Consider the following 16,172-nt stretch of genomic DNA (forward strand, 5'->3'; position numbering starts at 1 on the left):
GCCGAGGACCTGGTGCGGCTCGTCGGCGCCGCAGTCGACGGCTACGGGCGGCTCGATGTGCTGGTCGGCAATGCCGGCGTCGCCGCGATCGGACCCGTCGCCGACGGCGACGTGCCCGGCTGGGATGCGATGATCGACGTGAACCTCCGCGGCGTGCTGCACGGATTCGCCGCCGCCACACCGGTTTTCCGGCGCCAGGGGCGCGGCCACTTCGTGACGACGGTGTCGACCGCGGGATTGAAGATCGTGCCGGGCCAGGGCGTGTACGCCGCGACCAAGAACGCGGTGCGCACCGTGATGGAGGCGCTGCGCCAGGAGTCCACCGACGGCGTCATCCGCACCACGTCGATCTCGCCGGGCTTCGTGAACACCGAACTCGACGGCTCCATCACCGATCCCGTTCTGTGCGAACGGATCCGGGCCGACATGGACGCGTTCGGGCTGGATCCCGGGGCGGTGGCGCGAGCGATCGCGTTCGCGATCGAGCAACCGCACGATGTGGAGATCGGGGACCTGACAATCCGGCCCACGAGGCAGGGCTGACCGACACGGCAGAGAGCCTGCCGCTCGGGGGAAACGGCAGGCTCTCTGGGTGTGGGGTGGGTGGCTAGGCGGTGGCCTGAGCTCCCAGAACCCGCTGGATGTCGGGCTTCATCTGCTGCAGCTGCTGCCCCCAGTACCCCCAGCTGTGGGTGCCCGAGGCCGGGAAGTTGAAGACACCGTTGGTGCCGCCGGCTGCGATGTAGTTGTCACGGAAGGCGATGTTGGTCCGCAACGTGAATCCTTCGAGGAACTGCGCGGCCATCAGGTTCTGGCCCGGGGTCCCGGTGTCCAGCTCCGACGGGGTGCCGGTGCCGCAGTAGATCCAGATCCGGGTGTTGTTGGCCACCAGCTGGTTGATGTTGACCATCGGGTCGTTGCGCTTCCACGCCGGGTCCGAGGACGGGCCCCACATGCTCTCGGCGTTGAAGCCGCCTGCGTCGTTCATCGCCAGCCCGATCAGCATCGGCCACCAGCCCTCGGACGGGTTCAGGAAGCCTGACAGCGACGAGGCGTAGATGAACTGCTGCGGGTGATGGATCGCGTAGGTCAGCGCCGCGCTGCCCGCCATCGACAGGCCGACGACGGCGTTGCCGGTGCGCGACACTCCGCGGTTGGCCTCCAGCCACGTCGGCAGCTCCTGGGTCAGGAACGTCTCCCACTTGTAGGTGTAGTTCTGCCCGTTGCCCCGAGACGGCTGGTACCAGTCGCTGTAGAAGCTGGACTGTCCGCCGACCGGCATGATCGTCGACAAGCCGGACTCGTAGAACCACTCGAACGCAGGGGTGTTGATGTCCCAGCCGTTGTAGTCGTCCTGGGCACGCAGACCGTCGAGCAGGTAGACCGCATGAGTACCGCCACCCTGGAACTGGACCCGGATGTCGCGGCCCATCGACGGCGAGAACACGTCGAGGTACTCGACAGGAAGACCGGGCCGGGAGAATGCCCCGGCCGTTGCCGAACCCCCGGCGAAGCCGATCAGTCCGGGCAGCGCAACGGCGGCCAGAGCGGCAACGCCCACCCGGCGCATCGCCGCCTTTGCGGAACCCCGCCACTTCTCTGTGAACTTCATAACGGCAAACAACCCACCTTTCTCATCAACTCTTGTACATGCGCCGCAATGTGCCGTCGCTGTGCACTGGTAATGAAACACGTTGAGGCCGCGCGGTTACCGCCTAGACACGGCGGTTCGACATCGCGGTTGGCTAACGATAAGGACTCACCCCGGACTCGCCGGCGCCGATGTGTCAGTCCTGCGAGTCCGCCATCAACCGAAGTTCGTGCGCGCGCCGGTCGGCGATCACGGCCCCGATCACCTGCAGCAGGATCGGCTTTCGGTGCACCAGGCGCTCGATCTCGTCACGGGCCATCTCCAGCACGGTGACTTCCTCCAGCGCGTGCGCGGTCGCCAGTACCGGTTCCCGCGTCAGCGTGGTCTGCCCCAGGAAGTCGCCACGCTCGAGCACCCGCGCCGGGATCACGTCGCCGTCCTGATCGATCACGGACAGACTCACCCTGCCGTCGACGATGAACCTCATCCCGGTCGGTACCTGACCCGGCTGCTGGAGGCGTTCCCCGTTGCCGTAACGGACCAGACGCACCACGTCGGCGATCTCCTGCTGTTCGTCGTCTGCCAAGCGCAGTGTGGACGCCACAGCCCGCATGGCCGAGGCGATCCGTTCCGGCGTGTCGAAGTCGTCGGCGACGCCGTTGAGGCGAAGTTCCTGCCGGCGCGCGGCGTACCAGACCCAGCGCAGGAACGTGCTCCTGACCGAGTCGTCCACCGCGGGTGTGTGCAACGGGATCGACGTCTCGTATTCGGCCGCACCGAGATAGAGCGTGGCGATCTGTCCGTCGGTGCGCAGTTCGGGCAGCGACGCCGCGACCGACGACAGCATCTCGCAGACATCATCGGGGGTGTCCGCGGCGTCGAAGGTGGTGACGACGGTCAGCCGGTGCTCTCCCACGGGCCGGCTGTAATTGGTGAACGACGCGCCGGCGAGTTCGGCGTTGGGCATTACCAGCAGGTTGCCGCCGGTGTCGATATGTGTTGCACGCCAGTTGACTTCCACCACGCGGCCGTGGGCGGACGGCCGGCCCGCCGCGGTGGGGACGGTGATCCAGTCGCCGAGCCGGAACGGTTGCTCGAACAGCAGCAGCAGACCCGAGATGATCTGACCGACCGAATTCTGCAGAGCCAGGCCAAGAACGATGGAAGTGACGCCCAGTGCGGTGAACAGGCCCCCCACGTTCGCGCCCCAGACATAGGCCATGATCACGGTGATACCGACCGCGATCAGCGCGAAGCGCGCGACGTCGAGGAAGATCGACGGAATCCGCCTGCGCCAGCTGTCTTCTGGTGCGCCCTGGATGAGGGTGGCGTTGAGCCCGGACAGCACCAACGTCAACAACACGACGCCGAACAGGGTGGCGACCAACCGTACCGACGTGGCGTCGTCGGAGATCTCCATCGCCTGTACCAGCAGGAGCAGCAACGCGCCCAGCGGCAGGATGTAGGTACGCAGGAGTTGCACCGGGCGGGCCAGCGCGCTGCCGCGCCGACGCAACGCGTTGTGCACCTCGGTCAGCACGACCAGCAGCACCGGGAACCCGACCGCGACCGCGACGGCCCAGGCCAACCAGGTCGAGTTCAGCACGCTGCTCATCGCCGGTGGCCCTGCAACCGCCAGACCGTCTCGACGCCGCGCTCGCCGACGACCTCCCCGGCGGCGACGAAGTCGAGAGTTTCCTGCATGACCTCGTGCACCCGCGAGGTGACGTAGATGCCGGGCTGGGGGGAGCCGCGCTGCACCTGGTAGGCGACATCGACCGCCGAACCCCACATGTCGTACGCCAACGTGGACCGCCCCACCAGCCCGCTGGCCGCCGACCCGGTGTCGATGCCCGCGCGGAGCCGCAGGTCGTGCCCGGACTCGGCGGCGTGCCGGTCGATGATGCGGTCCATCTCGATCGCGAAATCGACCGTGCGCCGGACGTTGTCCAGCCGCGGCACGCCTAACCCGCAGCTGGCCAGGTACCCGTCGTGCAGCGTCCGCACGTGGTCGACCCCGAGACTCTCGGCGGCGGCGTCGAACTGGCGGGTCAGGTCGTTGACCACCACCATCAGTTCCTCGGAGGTCAACATGCGCGACAACTCGTCGAGGCCCATCATGTCGGCGAAGATCACCGTGACGTTCTTGTGGTCCTGGGCGATCGTCTCCTCCCCGTCGAGGTAGCGCTGCATCACCGGTTCGGGCATCAGGGACAGCATCAGCCGTTGGTTCTCGGCGCGCTCCTCGCCGAGCAGCTCGTCCTTGATCGACAGATTGCGACTCATGTCGTTGAAAGCTGTTGTCAGATCGCCGAATTCGTCACGAGACAACACCGGCAGAGCGAGGCGGTAGTCACCGCCGCTGATCTGCTGGGCGCCGGCCTGCAACCGCCGGATCGGACGGACGAACAACCGCGCCAGCAGCATGGCCGCCAGCGACACGCCGAAGATGATGATCACCGTCGACAGCACCAGGGTCCTGGTGAACTGCGCCACCGGGGCGAACGCCTCGTCGGTGTCGATCTTGGCCACGATCACCCAGTGCAGTCCCGGCAGGTCCACCGGTGAGTACGCCTGTAACGCCTCGTGGCCGAGATAGTCGTCCTCGATCGTCGTCCCGGTGTTGCCGCGTTGGGCCTCCACGACGGAGCGGGTGGTCACCGGCTGCACCAGCGTGGTGCCGCGGCGGTCGACCGATTCGTCGGCGACCTCCGGCGGGGTTCCCCCCTCGACGACGTCGGCCAGGAACTTCTCCCGGTTCTCGCGGAACAGCCGGGAGTCCGAGCGCATCAGATTGTCCGGTCCGACCAGGATGGTCTCACCGGTGTCTCCCATCCCGGTGTCACGCCACTGTCCCCGCGCCGTCATCAATTCGTTGATCCGCGCGATCGGGAACTGGACCGCCATCACACCGTCGACTCGGTCCTTCAACCCGACCGGGGACAGGAACCAGGCGGTCGGTTCCTCGGCAGGCAGGTACCACCCGAAGTCGGTGACACCGACATAGTCGATCGAGTTCGACGCGACCGCCTTCTCGTAGGCTTCCGACAGTTCCCGGTTGCGATAGGGGCCGTTGACGATGTTTGTCCCGAGATCCGGCCCCTTGTAGGCGGAGTACACCACGTTGCCCTCGAGGTCGAGCAGCATCAGATCCTCGAAGTTGAAGCGGTGCACGATCTCGCGGAAGAACTCGTTGAATCTGGCATTGGCGGCCGACCAGGCGCTGCCGTCGCGCGCGTCGTCGAACGCGATCGCCTTCTCCCAGTTCTGAAACGGCGCGGTATAGAGCGCCTGCAGATAGCGCTGGGGGTTGGATTTCGGGATGAGCGCGCGGACGTCGACGCGGTTTCCGCTGTCGTCGAGGGTGGTGTTGGCGAACGTCCGGTCGTAGTAACGGCGCAATGACGCCGCCTGCCCGGTATTGATCGTCGCATCGCCGAGCTGACGGAAACCGTCGCTGAACGCGCCGATCGCCTCCGTGGCAGTGCTGCCGCGCGAGTAGATCACCATCGAGTTCTTCAGGTCCGCGAACTGATTCTCCAACTCGCGCGACTGCGACTCGCGGATCTCGGTGAGGCGGTCGAACACCGATGCGCGCAGCGAGGACCGTCCGGACTGATAGCCGATGAAACCGACCACCGCAGCCGAGAGAATGCTGGTCAGAAGCAGCATCAGCAGCAACTTGGACTGGATGCTCATCCGCGACAGGAGGTGGTAGCGCCCGCGTCTTTTTCGCGTCGGGTGTTCAGACGTTCGCGCATTCCAGGGCAGAATTGTCATCTAGGTCACACAGTAGCCCGCAGCCCGAGGAGGCAAACGCCGTCGTGACAGCTTCCGGCGAGGACGATCCTTACGATCTGGACAGATTCGTCCGGGCGCAGGAAACCGCCTATCCAGCAGCCCTGGCCGAACTCCGGGCCGGGGCCAAGCGGGGTCACTGGATCTGGTTCGTCTTCCCTCAGTTGCGCGGCCTGGGACGCAGCCCGACCGCGCAGCGCTACGGCATCGCCTCAGCGGCCGAAACGAAGGCGTACCTGGCGCATCCGGTGCTCGGCCCGCGGTTGCGCGAGTGCGCGCGCGCCCTGGCCGCGCACCGGGGCCGCCCGATCACCGAGATCGTCGGCCATCCCGACGACCTGAAGGTGCGCTCGTCGATGACGCTGTTCGTCCACGCCGGCGACGACACCGCCGAGTTCGGCGACGTGCTGGCCGCGTTCTACGACGGTGCGCAGGACCCCGCCACGCTGGAACTGCTCGGCGAGGGCTAACGCGGCGCCAGGATCAGCCAGCCGTTGGGCGGCACCGCGGTCTCGGTCACCGTCTCGGCCGGCGGCGCACCGGACCCGGCCACCACCTCGGCACGCCCGATCCCGAACTTCGGCAGCGAGACCTGCAGCGGCGTGTCGTCGATGTTCAGCGCCACCACGAGCGTGTGGTCACCGTGACGGGCCGCGTAGACGTATCCGGTGTTGCTGACCTGCAGCGCGGTGGTCCTGGCGGTGTGCAGCCAGGGATGCCTGCGCCGCAGGCCGATCAGGTGCTGATGGGTGCGGAACAGCTGACGGCCGTGCTCGCCCACCCCGTCGAACGGGCCGCCGAACTCGGGGCGCACGGCGTCGTCGCCGCCGAATCTCTCTTCCTTCAACCCCCGGTAGCCGACCTCGTCACCGGCGTAGACGCTGGGGGTGCCGCCGGTGGTCAGAAGCAGTACCAGCGCGTGCTCGACGTGCGCGGGATCGGTCAGCCGGCTCGCGATCCGGGTGACGTCGTGATTGCCGATGAACGTCAGCGGCACGAAGGTGTCGAGGAATTCGTCGTGCCGGGTCAGAGCCCAGTCCAGCTCGTGGAAGTTCGCGTCGTTGAGGCTGCTCCAGATCGCCTTCCACAGCTCGTACTGGGTGACCGAGTCGAACCGCGCGTCGTGCACCCTGCCCTGGTAGTCGCCGTGGATGACCTCCCCGACGAACCACGCCTGCGGATGCCGCTCCCGCACCCGCGGCAGGACCTGGGCCCAGAACCGGTCGGGGACGGCGTAGGCGGCATCGAGCCGCCATCCGTGGGCCCCCCGGTCCAGCCAGTGCGTCATCACCTCCACGGTGTAGTCGACGACCTCGGGGTTGGCGTGGTTGAGAGTGATCAGCCCGTCGTGGCCTTCGAAGGTGGCGAAACCGCCGCCCCGGGGGAGGAACCACTGATGGTCACCGCCGGCCAGCGCCTCGCGGTACCGCGGGAAATCGGCTCCGACGTGGTTGAACACCCCGTCGAGCAGAATCCGCACTCCCCGCCTGCCCGCCTCGGCGACCAGGTGATCGAAATCCTCGTCGGATCCGAGCCTGGGGTCGATGCAGTAGTGGTCGACGGTGTCGTAGCCGTGGGTGCTCGACGCGAAGACCGGCCCGAGCGCGAGCCCGGACGCGCCGAGCTCGATCACGTAGTCGAGCCAGTCCGCGACCCGGCGCAGCCGGTGCTCGTCGGGCCCGGGCGCGGGGTCGGCCGGGTAGGCGCCGACGAATCCGAGCGGATAGATCTGCCACCAGATGACGTGCTCGACCCAGCCCGGTCCGGAGACCGCGGGTTGCCGGTTGGTCACGGTCGAAAAGCTCTCGCGTACAACGCTTTCATCTCCTCGCTCAACGCCTCCGCCGGTCCGTCCACCTGCAGGCCGGGCGCCACCGCCGTGATCGGTAGGCCCACGACCGGGGGTGCCGGCGCGGCCCATTCGCTCAGCCATTGCGTCAACTGGGCCGCGGATGCGGCGTAGACGACGCGTCCCAGACCTACCCAGGCGTGCGCCGCGGCACACATCGGGCAGTGTTCGCCGGAGGTGTAGACGGTGCAGCGGGCCCGCTCCGCGGGGGTAAGGTGCCCGGCGGCCCACCGGGCGATCGCGAACTCGGGATGCCGGGTGGCGTCGCCGTCCCTGACCCGGTTGTGGTCTGCGAAGCGGACGGTGCCGTGCTCGTCGACCAGCAGGGAGCCGAACGGCTCGTCCCCGCCGTCGAGTGCCTGACGAGCGAGGTCGACGCAGCGGCGCAGGTACTCGAGGTCGTCGTCGGTGACCGGCACAGCCGGAGTCTACGACCGCGACTGCGACCGGCAGGCGCAGGACGCCTCGATCGGCACGTCCGCCCGCGCGGCGGCCAGCTCGAGCTGCCTGCCGATGATCGCGGCCTCGGCGTCCCGGCCGAGCCGGGTCAGGCATTCGTGGTATCCGTGCAGGCTCCACACGTTGCCCGGATGCTGACACGGCCGCGCGAGCGTCGGGTCCAGACCGAGATCGGCGGCATACACCGCGGCGGCCTCCTCGACCCGGCCCTGCTCGAGCAGCAGCGCGCCGAGCGCGTGCCGGGTGGGCTGCATCCAGCCCCACGGTTCGTCGTAGGGCAGGCTGTCGTCGAGCTCGACGGCGCGCCGCAGGTTGGCGAACGCGTCGTCGAATCGCCCTGCCCGATAGTCGATCTCGCCGTCGAGCATGGCCGCGGCGACCGCCAGGATGTCGCGGCTGGTGTTGTTGAACAGATAGCGGCTCTCCGGGATGCGGGCATAGGCCGCGGCGAACAGTTCGCGCTCCGTGGCGGCCTGATCGAGGTGGCCGCACGCGGCGTGGGCGACCCCACGCGCGTAGTGGATCGTGGCGGTGGTGGTGCAGTACAGCTGCTGGTCCTCGGGCAGCGGCGTGGCGATCAGCTCGGCCCAGCGGCCGAACCGGATCAGCACGTGCACACGCATCGGCACGAACGCTTCCAGCCAGTCGGCCATCGGCGGCGATTCGATGGCCAGCAGATCCGGTGTCAGCTGGGCGGCCAGTTCATCGGCGGCCTGCAGCGCGGTCCTCGAATTGCCTTCGAACATCGCCGAATACACCACGAAGTGCAGGTTGTGGGCCCGGTACAGCGAGTAGAAGTTCAGCGGGCCCTGATGCTCGACGAACCGTCGATCCACCTGCACCGCAGCCAGATTCGCCGCCACCGAGTCGTGGTAGTTGCCGCACAGCACGTCGATGTGGCTGGGCATGTGCTGCAGGTGCCCGGCATCGGGCACCAACCCGCGCAGCAGATCCGCGGCGGGCAGGGCCGCCTGCGGGGTCGTCGACATCTCCATCGCGTGCAGGTAGAGATGCAGGATTCCGGGGTGGGCGCGGCCCGTCTCCGTCGCCAGCGCGTCGTCGAGGATCCGCTTGGCTTCCACCACCCGGGATCCGGGCGCCGGTTCACCGGTCCGGATGTCCCACAGCGCCCACGCCGTGACGTTGACGAGTGCATCGGCAGTCAGTGCCGCCACGTCGATGTCGTCCGGATACGCCTGTGCCAGGGCCGACATCGCGTCGGCGTAGGCGGTGTGGCCGGCCTGCAGCGCGTCGGCGTCGGCCGGGTCTTCGGTGGGGAAGCGTGCGGTCAGTGCGGCGATCAGCGCCTGCTCGACGGCGCCGGCGCGACCGTGGGCGGCCAGTTGGAGTTCCATCCGGGCCCGCGCCAGGGAGGCCGCGAGGTCCACCGGGTCGAACGCCTCCCAGCCCTTGTTGTAGTTGGGCCCGACGGCATAGGCGACGCCCCAGCGGGCGAGCGCGAAATCAGGGTCGAGTTCGAGCGCACGCTCGAAGCAGTGGATGGCTTCCTCGTGGTTGAACGCGTAGGACCAGACCATGCCGCGGTCGAACCAGATCTGTGCGGCCTCCGACGGCGTGTCAGTCGGCCGATGGAACGAGCCGAGATCGTAATACGGCTCCGCGAGGCCCGGCGAGGCGGTCATGAAGGGCACGATAATTCACCCGGGCGGCGGTGGCGAGGGTAGCGAAGAGACCACCCACAGCCGCCCAGATCCCCAGTGTCACCAGGGGAGTCGTGGCACCGTGCCCACCGAAGTAGCAGATGCTGCGCAGCAGCGAGACCCCGGAGCCCTGCGGCACCACCCCGGTCAGGGTGGAATAGAAGCCCGACAGCAGGGGCCGCCCGACCGGACCGGCCGCCGCGGCGTTGCCGACGATCACCAGGAACAACCCGAGAACGATCGACGCGACGACACCGAAAGCGGCTGCGATACCGGTGATGGCGCCGCCGACGGCCATCGCATAGAGCCACAGCGCACCGAAGACCTCCCAGGGGTGGCCGGTCAGCGCACCCAGGACCGGACCTACATAGACGGTGACGGCACCGGCGAGCACCGCGGAGAACGCGGTGAGCGACATCGTGCGCAGGGCCAGGGCCGCCGGTGTGCCGACGACGCCCATCAGCCGGCCCAGCAGTGCCGCGCCCGCCGACGCACCGATCGAGACGAAGATGACGGCGTAGAACTCGACGGTCCCCGACGGGTTGCCCGGCGTCGTCGGGGCGACGTCGTCGATCACGGCGGTCAGACCGGCACGTTCGGCGGCGGCCCGGCCGACGCCCTCGGCGGCCGCGGCGACGCTGCGACCACCCCCGCCGGCGACGTAGACGGTCAGATGTCCGTCGGTGTCGACCGCCAGCGCGGCGTCGGCGGCGCGTTCGGACACCTGTGTCCTCGCGGCGACGGCATCACCGACCTCGTTGACCGACAACGCGTTCTGGCTGCGCAGCTCGTCGAGGATCGGCGCCGGCGCGGCGACCGCGACCGTCAGGTGGTGCAGCGTAGGTTTCGCGAACGCTCCCGCGTAACTGGCGATCATCGCGAGGACGAAGACCGTCAGCGCAGTCAGCGCCAGCACCGTCGTGCGCACCGCCGGGCGGTTGCGGATACCGGCCGGTTCCGGGGCGTGGTGTCTACCCATCGACGGGTCCTTTCGTAGCGGGGGAGCAGCCCAGTAGCGCGTCGATGGTGGCCAGCGCCGCGCGCACGCGGGCATGCAGGTCGGTCGGACGCGGCTCCTCCATCCAGGACCGCAGAACTTCCATCAGGCCGCCCACCAGGAACCGGGTCACCGCGTCGGCGGGCAGCGGAGCAATCGTGTGCAGCACGGCCATGCCCTGGTCGGCGATCTGCCGGCACGGCTCGAGCAGCGCGTCGCGGTAGGTGGCCAGCACATGCTGGTGCACAGTGCTGGACGCGACGTTGTGGCACAGCCCCGGATGCCGTGCGGCGAACTCGAAGAGGTCGAGGATGTGCGTGCGGGCGTCGCGGTGGCCGGTGCTGGTCGCGGCGGCGAACACGTGCGAGAAGGCTGTGGCCACGGCGTCGTCGCGGTCACGGAAGTGCCGGTAGAACACCTGGCGGCTGACCTCGGCCCGCGCCACCAGGTCGCCGACGGTGATCCCGTCGACCGGGCGCTCGTTCGCGATGGCCAGCGCCGCGGCACGGAGCCGGGTACGGACCCGCTCGGCCCGGGGGTCGGCGCTGCGGCCGCGTTCGGTCATCTGGCGAGACTAGAAGAGTTCATGGACAGTTGTCTACGACAACTTAGGTTATCTAAGTCACCGTCGTCGACGGGGTGTGGCCCGCGTCCCCGAGCCGGTCTACCGTGACGTGATGATCCGATGCGTGCGGCTGTGGACCGGCCCCGACCTGGGCTCGCACGTGCAGATCGGGCGCATCGACATGACGAAGGGCCGCCACGAGGATCTGGTCTCGGCGGCGATGGGCGCCCAGCGCGTCACCCTCGAGGAGACCGCCACCGGCGGCACGCTGGCCTGGCACACGGCGCCGGTCCGCCAACTCGTGGTCACCCTCGCCGGGACGCTGGTCTTCAGCACCCGGGACGGCGAGGAGTTCACCCTGGGCCCCGGCGACATCCTGCTCGCCGAGGACACCGTCGGGACCGGACATCAGTGGCGCCTCGAGGGCACCGACCCGTGGCGCCGGATGTATGTGGTGCTTGCCGACGGTGTCGAGGTCCCGTTCACCGCCGACTGACCCGGCCCCGATCCGTCACCGGTTTCCCGGGGCGTCCCCGCCGACGAACCAGTGCCGCAGAAACCGCTCGAGCGCGCCGGCGTCGGCTCCCGACGCGGCGAGGTAGCCGTCGGGGCGCACCAGCATCCAGCCGTCCGCGCTCCGGCCGCCGCGCGTCGTGACGACCTCGCTCCATCGTCGCGCGGTCGCGAGTACCGACCCGTCGTCGGTGAACAGCGTCATCGCTGCGAGGTCGAGCTGGTCGTAGAGCCCGTCGACATCCGGCACGCGTTGCCCGGCGCGTCCGCCGGCAGCCATACCGCGGTACCTCGCGGACAACTGACCGAACATCGCCGCGGCGGCGTCCTGCACCCGCGCGCGGGCCAGTGCGCGCGGCGCCATCCGCACGCGCAGCGCATGCACCACGGGGTTGGTGGAGTTGAAGACTCGCGTGCCGATCTCGGTGATCCACACCAGCCGGCGCGCTACCGGTAAGCGTTCATCCGAATACGTCTCCAGCAGAACGGGTTTGGCGCGCCCGTCGAGCACCATCGCCAGCTTCCAGGACAGATTGACCATGTCCTGGATCCCGAGGTTCATGCCCTGGCCGCCGGCTGGGCTGTGCACGTGGGCGGCGTCCCCGCCGAAGAACACGCGTCCGGCCCGAAGCCTCCGCACGTGCCTGCTGTTGATCCGGAACCGGGAGCTCCAGTTCTGCGAGTGCAGCCGCACCGGGATGTGCACCACGCGCTCGAACAGTCGCCGCAGGTCCTCCGTCGCGGGTTCGCCGCGGTCCCCGGTGAGTCCGTCCGGATCGGTGGCCATCATCCGGAACCGCCCGCCGCCCATCGGAAACGTCGCCACGAATCCGTTGCGGCCCAGGAAGATCGACACCTGATCCTCGGCCAGGTCGCCGTCGATGTGCAGGTCGGCCAGCACGTAGTTGTGGGGGAGTGTGCGCCCGGGGAAACGCAGTCCAGCCGCCCTACGCAGCGTGCTGTGCGGACCGTCGGCGGCGATCACATACCGGACACGCACCACCTCCTGCGCGCCTGCGCAGTTCAGCGTCGCCTCGACGGCGTCCGCGCTCTCACGGACGTCGGTGACCTCCACACCGCGCTCGACCTTGACCCCCTGGCGCACCAGTTGCTCGGTCAGCAGCCTCTCGGTCTCGGACTGAGCGAGCATCAGGATGAAGTTGAACCGGCTCGGCATCCGGTGCAGCTCGATGGTGGCCAGGGTGGCGCCTCCCGCATGCAGGGCGGCCCGGTCTGCGCGATTGCCCAGCGCCAGCATCTGCTCACCGACGCCGCGCACCCGCATGAGCTCGAGCGTGCGGGCCTGCACCGCCAGCGCGCGCGACTCCTGCGACGGATCTTCGGCCAGGTCGACGATCCGCACCGGCACCCCGAGCCGGGACAGTTCCAATGCGGCGGTCAGGCCGGTGGGGCCGGCTCCGACGATCAGTACGTCCATGACGGCCTCCTCAAGTCAACACCTGGTGACTTGAACCTTAGGCCGCGGCAGATATTTGTCAACGGTTGGTGACTTATGCTCTTCCGATGGCACAGACACGCGCGCGCAACGCCGAGAGCACCCGGGCGGACATCCTGGCCGCAGCGCGCCGTCGCTTCGGCGCCGACGGCTACGAACGGACCACGCTGCGCGCCGTCGCGGCCGACGTCGGCGTCGATCCCGCGATGATCATCCGGTACTTCGGCACCAAGCAGCAGTTGTTCGCCGCGGCCGCGGAGTTCCAGCTGCACCTGCCCGACCTGCGCGGGCTGGAGCCCGTCGCGATGGCCGATGCGCTGATGGAGCGGTTCTTCGCGGTCTGGGAGCGCGACACCACCTTCGTCGCATTGCTACGCGCCGCGGCGACGAGCCCCGTCGCGGCCGAGACCATGCGCGGCGTGTTCGCGACACAGGTCGCCCCGACGCTGGCCGCCGTCGCGCCCGACAATCCCGCACCCCGGGCCGTGCTCATCGGCTCGCTGGTGCTCGGGATGGCGACCACCCGCTACGTCCTCGAGGCACCGGCGGCACGTTCGCTGGGCCACGAGGAGCTCATCCGGTGGGCGCGGCCAGTCATCCGCGATCTGCTCACCGGGCCACCCCCGGCGTGACCCGCAACCTGAAACATGTTCTAGTCGAGGGGTGCTGGACTACACCCGGGTCGACGGCCTCAGCGCCGCCGACGTCGAACGGCTACGGGCCGTCTACGAACCCCTGACCGAGTCGGTGCGCGAACTGGTCGACGCAGCGATCCGCACCGAGGCCGACGGCGACACCGTCGCGATGGCCAGAGCCGAGATCGACGCGGCCACCGCACGATTGCGCGCCGCCCAGCGGGACGGTTCCTTCGGGATCCAGTACGGCGCCGACGGCGTCCCCATGCCGTGGGGGAACGCGGTGATCGGCATCCGCAATCCCAGCGCACCGCCGGTGGTCATCCGCCGGGACCCGGACGGTTCGGTGCGCAGCGACTTCCACCTCGGCGCCGCGTTCGAGGGACCGCCGGGGCACGTGCACGGCGGGGTGTCGGCCATGATCCTCGACCACGTCCTCGGCGATGCGGCCAGCAAGCCGGGTGCGCACCGGCTGACCGGCACCATCACCGTGCGCTACCGGCGGCTGACACCGCTGGGCCGGCTGCGCTGCGAAGCGCGGATCACCCACACCGACGGTTTCAAGACCTACGCGGTCGGGCACATCGCCGACGCCACCGGTGTGACGGTCGAGGCCGAGGCGGTGTTCATCGAACCGAAGTGGGCACGGGGCTGACGCTGATCGAGGACACCGCGCGGGTGATCGCGCCGATTTCGGCGACCAGCACCCGGGCCAGGCCCGTGTGGGACCCCTGGCCCGGCACCGCATCCCGCAGCCGTCGCTCGGCGGCGGCCAGTTCCGTGGCATCCACCGTCCACGGCGACCCGGCCGTCGGCGGATCCCCGCACAGCGCTTGGACGTATTCGTCGACGGCGACCGCGAAGTCGCGGTCGTCGGTCACCGGGTGGGCCGGCAGGTGGTCTTCGAGCGTGGCGCACGAGCTGGTGACGGTGTTCAGCGCGGTGCGGTAGGACCGCAGCCAGTGCCGCAGTTCGCGCGATTCCATCCGCATCGCCCCGGACGTCGCCTCGAACGCCGCCCGCGCGCGGAACGCCCGCTGCCAGGCCGTCGTCATCGACTCCCGCGGATGCCCGACGTCGTGCACGTAGGCCTTGATGACCGTGGCGGCGTAGTCGAGTTCGGTCTTGAGCAGCTCGCCCGCCCGTTGCGCCAACCGGGTCATCGCGTCGTCGGGCAGCACCACGTGGGCCACCAAGGCCAGGGCGCCGCCGATCAGGGTGGCCAGCAGCGGGTCGCCGAGTGCGGCGGGCACGTCGGGCCGGCCGCCGTCGACGAGGAACACCGCGGTGGCCGCCAGGCCCGCCGCCATCGCGACATATCCGGACCCGGACATGACGCAGGCGATGCCGACCGCCACCACGGCGAGCGCGGCCGAGCCCCCGGCCCCGGGGCTCAGGATCACCAGGACCGTGGACGCCGCGGCGATCCCGACCAGTGCGCCGGCCAGCCTGCCTGCGCAACGGGTATAGGTGTGCGCGGTCTCCGGACGCAGCACCAGCAGCGCGGCCAACGGGATCCAGACGCCGTACGTCCCGCCGGCGTAACGGTCGATCGCACAGCCCAGCGCGACGACGACGGACAACCGCACCGCATGCCGCAGCACCGGAGAGTCTCGTTCGAGGTGGCCGCGGACGGCGTCGCGGACCGACCCCACCGAGGTGCGCAACTCGGGGCGGCGCACCCGCACCGCGTCCGGGGCCGACGGTACGAAGTCGCCGAGCCGCATCGCCACCGCCTCGTGCAGCAGCGCCGAGAGCCGTTGCACCACCGGCTCCTCGTCGCCACCGACAGCCGCCGCGACGCTGTCGAAGCGGCCGATGGCCACGTCGGCGCGCACCCGCCCCGACCTGCCGGTGTCGGCGACCGCGGCCAGCGTGTCCGCAGCCTCATCGAGAGCCAGCGCCAGCGCCTGCGACCTGTCGGGCATCGCCGACACCTCGGTCAGCAGCGCGGCGATCCGCTCGGGCAGCGCATACCACCCGCGATAGGACACCGGGCGGCGCTGACGGCCGTTGGCGGTGAACGCATCACGCAACGCGGTCAGCGGTTCGGCGTCCACCGCCCGGTCCCCGTCAGCGGATCCGCCACCGATCCGGCGGGCGTCGGCGGCCAGCGCCCGGTAGGCGCCGACGAGCGCGTCGCGCTGCCGGCGCCAGCGCAGCGGCGGCCACAACGAGATGACCCAGATCTGCAGAAGCCCGCCGACGAGAGCCAGGAGCGCCGTGCCGAGCACCGCGCCCGGCCCCGACACGACGGGCGGAACCGCGACCAGGAGCGCGGCCGACGAGGCCCCGATCAGCCCCGCATTGGCGCCCAGCGACCACAGCATCGACGCACCGAAACACCAGGCGGCCGCGACGACCAGAAAGGCGGGGGAGAACCCGGACGCCGCCGTGCCCAGCAGCACCGCCGTCGTCGTCAGCCCCGAGACCAGAAGCAGCACCGTGACCCGCCCGCGCGGACGGTCCTGCAGGGCGGTCACGCAGGCGACGGCCGCGGCGCCGACGGCCGCGGTGACCGATCCCGGCGGCCCCCACAACACCGCCAGCGCGGCCACCACCGCGACGCAGAGCAGACTGCGCAGCACCGCGGCGAGGTCCGGCATCGCCGTTCGCAGCACCAGGCCCTTGGTCACCAGTCCATTCTG

The 16,172-nt window shown here is 69.6% G+C and carries 15 protein-coding genes; 5 read left to right on the top strand and 10 right to left on the bottom strand.

Annotated features, from left to right (window positions below; genetic code table 11):
- On the top strand, positions 1 to 543 hold a 543-nt coding region (locus tag MVA01S_RS09360), incomplete at its 5' end, for an SDR family oxidoreductase (RefSeq protein ID WP_060941581.1).
- A gap of 64 nt (positions 544 to 607) precedes the next feature.
- Here the strand turns inward: MVA01S_RS09360 and MVA01S_RS09365 are convergent.
- The 3 genes from MVA01S_RS09365 to MVA01S_RS09375 all read right to left on the bottom strand — a co-directional run bounded on the left by MVA01S_RS09365 (position 608) and on the right by MVA01S_RS09375 (position 5,290).
- Complete coding sequence (locus tag MVA01S_RS09365; RefSeq protein ID WP_003932328.1) at positions 608 to 1,612, bottom strand: esterase family protein; 1,005 nt, start codon at positions 1,610 to 1,612, stop codon at positions 608 to 610.
- Positions 1,613 to 1,787: 175 nt separating this feature from the next.
- Positions 1,788 to 3,206, bottom strand: coding sequence for a mechanosensitive ion channel domain-containing protein (locus MVA01S_RS09370; protein WP_040542350.1), 1,419 nt, complete (start codon positions 3,204 to 3,206; stop codon positions 1,788 to 1,790).
- On the bottom strand, positions 3,203 to 5,290 hold the full coding sequence (locus MVA01S_RS09375) for an adenylate/guanylate cyclase domain-containing protein (protein ID WP_003932330.1): 2,088 nt from the start codon (positions 5,288 to 5,290) through the stop codon (positions 3,203 to 3,205). Before MVA01S_RS09375 ends, MVA01S_RS09370 begins: the two co-directional genes overlap by 4 nt.
- 125 nt (positions 5,291 to 5,415) lie before the next feature.
- On the opposite strand from MVA01S_RS09375, the gene MVA01S_RS09380 reads away from it, so the two are divergent.
- Positions 5,416 to 5,859 (top strand): DUF1810 domain-containing protein, encoded by a 444-nt coding sequence (locus MVA01S_RS09380; protein ID WP_003932331.1) that lies wholly within the window; start codon positions 5,416 to 5,418, stop codon positions 5,857 to 5,859.
- On the opposite strand, the gene MVA01S_RS09385 is transcribed toward MVA01S_RS09380, so the two are convergent.
- Genes MVA01S_RS09385 through MVA01S_RS09405 form a run of 5 tightly spaced genes read right to left on the bottom strand, consistent with a single transcriptional unit; the run spans position 5,856 to position 10,920 of the window.
- Positions 5,856 to 7,181: an alpha-amylase family protein gene (locus MVA01S_RS09385; RefSeq protein ID WP_003932332.1), complete on the bottom strand. Its 1,326-nt coding sequence runs from the start codon at positions 7,179 to 7,181 to the stop codon at positions 5,856 to 5,858. The genes MVA01S_RS09380 and MVA01S_RS09385 overlap by 4 nt on opposite strands.
- Positions 7,178 to 7,657 (bottom strand): nucleoside deaminase, encoded by a 480-nt coding sequence (locus MVA01S_RS09390; RefSeq protein WP_003932333.1) that lies wholly within the window; start codon positions 7,655 to 7,657, stop codon positions 7,178 to 7,180. Before MVA01S_RS09390 ends, MVA01S_RS09385 begins: the two co-directional genes overlap by 4 nt.
- Positions 7,658 to 7,666: 9 nt before the next feature.
- Positions 7,667 to 9,340: a tetratricopeptide repeat protein gene (locus MVA01S_RS09395; RefSeq protein WP_003932334.1), complete on the bottom strand. Its 1,674-nt coding sequence runs from the start codon at positions 9,338 to 9,340 to the stop codon at positions 7,667 to 7,669.
- Complete coding sequence (locus MVA01S_RS09400; protein WP_003932335.1) at positions 9,276 to 10,337, bottom strand: hypothetical protein; 1,062 nt, start codon at positions 10,335 to 10,337, stop codon at positions 9,276 to 9,278. Before MVA01S_RS09400 ends, MVA01S_RS09395 begins: the two co-directional genes overlap by 65 nt.
- Positions 10,330 to 10,920, bottom strand: a complete 591-nt coding sequence (locus tag MVA01S_RS09405) for a TetR/AcrR family transcriptional regulator (RefSeq protein WP_003932336.1) — start codon at positions 10,918 to 10,920, stop codon at positions 10,330 to 10,332. The genes MVA01S_RS09400 and MVA01S_RS09405 overlap by 8 nt, the downstream gene beginning before the upstream one ends.
- A gap of 112 nt (positions 10,921 to 11,032) precedes the next feature.
- Between MVA01S_RS09405 and MVA01S_RS09410 the strand changes: the two genes are divergently transcribed.
- Positions 11,033 to 11,416 carry a cupin domain-containing protein gene (locus MVA01S_RS09410; RefSeq protein WP_040542518.1) on the top strand — a complete coding sequence of 128 codons (384 nt, stop codon included), beginning with the start codon at positions 11,033 to 11,035 and terminating at the stop codon, positions 11,414 to 11,416.
- Positions 11,417 to 11,431: 15 nt separating this feature from the next.
- Here the strand turns inward: MVA01S_RS09410 and MVA01S_RS09415 are convergent, their stop codons facing one another.
- On the bottom strand, positions 11,432 to 12,871 hold the full coding sequence (locus MVA01S_RS09415) for an FAD-dependent monooxygenase (protein ID WP_003932338.1): 1,440 nt from the start codon (positions 12,869 to 12,871) through the stop codon (positions 11,432 to 11,434).
- 86 nt (positions 12,872 to 12,957) lie between these two features.
- Here MVA01S_RS09415 and MVA01S_RS09420 point away from each other — a divergent pair, with 86 nt between their 5' ends.
- Together MVA01S_RS09420 and MVA01S_RS09425 are read left to right on the top strand one after the other, a co-directional pair.
- Positions 12,958 to 13,521: a TetR/AcrR family transcriptional regulator gene (locus MVA01S_RS09420; RefSeq protein ID WP_003932339.1), complete on the top strand. Its 564-nt coding sequence runs from the start codon at positions 12,958 to 12,960 to the stop codon at positions 13,519 to 13,521.
- Positions 13,522 to 13,552: 31 nt separating this feature from the next.
- Positions 13,553 to 14,179 (top strand): PaaI family thioesterase, encoded by a 627-nt coding sequence (locus tag MVA01S_RS09425; RefSeq protein ID WP_003932340.1) that lies wholly within the window; start codon positions 13,553 to 13,555, stop codon positions 14,177 to 14,179.
- On the opposite strand, the gene MVA01S_RS09430 is transcribed toward MVA01S_RS09425, so the two are convergent.
- Positions 14,151 to 16,160, bottom strand: coding sequence for an FUSC family protein (locus tag MVA01S_RS09430; RefSeq protein ID WP_003932341.1), 2,010 nt, complete (start codon positions 16,158 to 16,160; stop codon positions 14,151 to 14,153). The genes MVA01S_RS09425 and MVA01S_RS09430 overlap by 29 nt on opposite strands.
- Positions 16,161 to 16,172 lie beyond the last annotated feature (12 nt).

The organism is Mycolicibacterium vaccae NBRC 14118 = CIP 105934, assembly GCF_001552715.1.
Classification (GTDB): domain Bacteria; phylum Actinomycetota; class Actinomycetes; order Mycobacteriales; family Mycobacteriaceae; genus Mycobacterium; species Mycobacterium vaccae.

What these genes read in the sequence shown, in the direction of transcription:
- MVA01S_RS09365 (WP_003932328.1), bottom strand. Translation starts at nt 1,612, where the DNA reads ATGAAGTTCACAGAGAAGTGGCGGGGTTCCGCAAAGGCGGCGATGCGC.
- MVA01S_RS09370 (WP_040542350.1), bottom strand. Translation starts at nt 3,206, where the DNA reads ATGAGCAGCGTGCTGAACTCGACCTGGTTGGCCTGGGCCGTCGCGGTC.
- MVA01S_RS09375 (WP_003932330.1), bottom strand. Translation starts at nt 5,290, where the DNA reads ATGAGCATCCAGTCCAAGTTGCTGCTGATGCTGCTTCTGACCAGCATT.
- MVA01S_RS09395 (WP_003932334.1), bottom strand. Translation starts at nt 9,340, where the DNA reads ATGACCGCCTCGCCGGGCCTCGCGGAGCCGTATTACGATCTCGGCTCG.
- MVA01S_RS09400 (WP_003932335.1), bottom strand. Translation starts at nt 10,337, where the DNA reads ATGGGTAGACACCACGCCCCGGAACCGGCCGGTATCCGCAACCGCCCG.
- MVA01S_RS09405 (WP_003932336.1), bottom strand. Translation starts at nt 10,920, where the DNA reads ATGACCGAACGCGGCCGCAGCGCCGACCCCCGGGCCGAGCGGGTCCGT.
- MVA01S_RS09410 (WP_040542518.1), top strand. Translation starts at nt 11,033, where the DNA reads ATGATCCGATGCGTGCGGCTGTGGACCGGCCCCGACCTGGGCTCGCAC.
- MVA01S_RS09415 (WP_003932338.1), bottom strand. Translation starts at nt 12,871, where the DNA reads ATGGACGTACTGATCGTCGGAGCCGGCCCCACCGGCCTGACCGCCGCA.
- MVA01S_RS09420 (WP_003932339.1), top strand. Translation starts at nt 12,958, where the DNA reads ATGGCACAGACACGCGCGCGCAACGCCGAGAGCACCCGGGCGGACATC.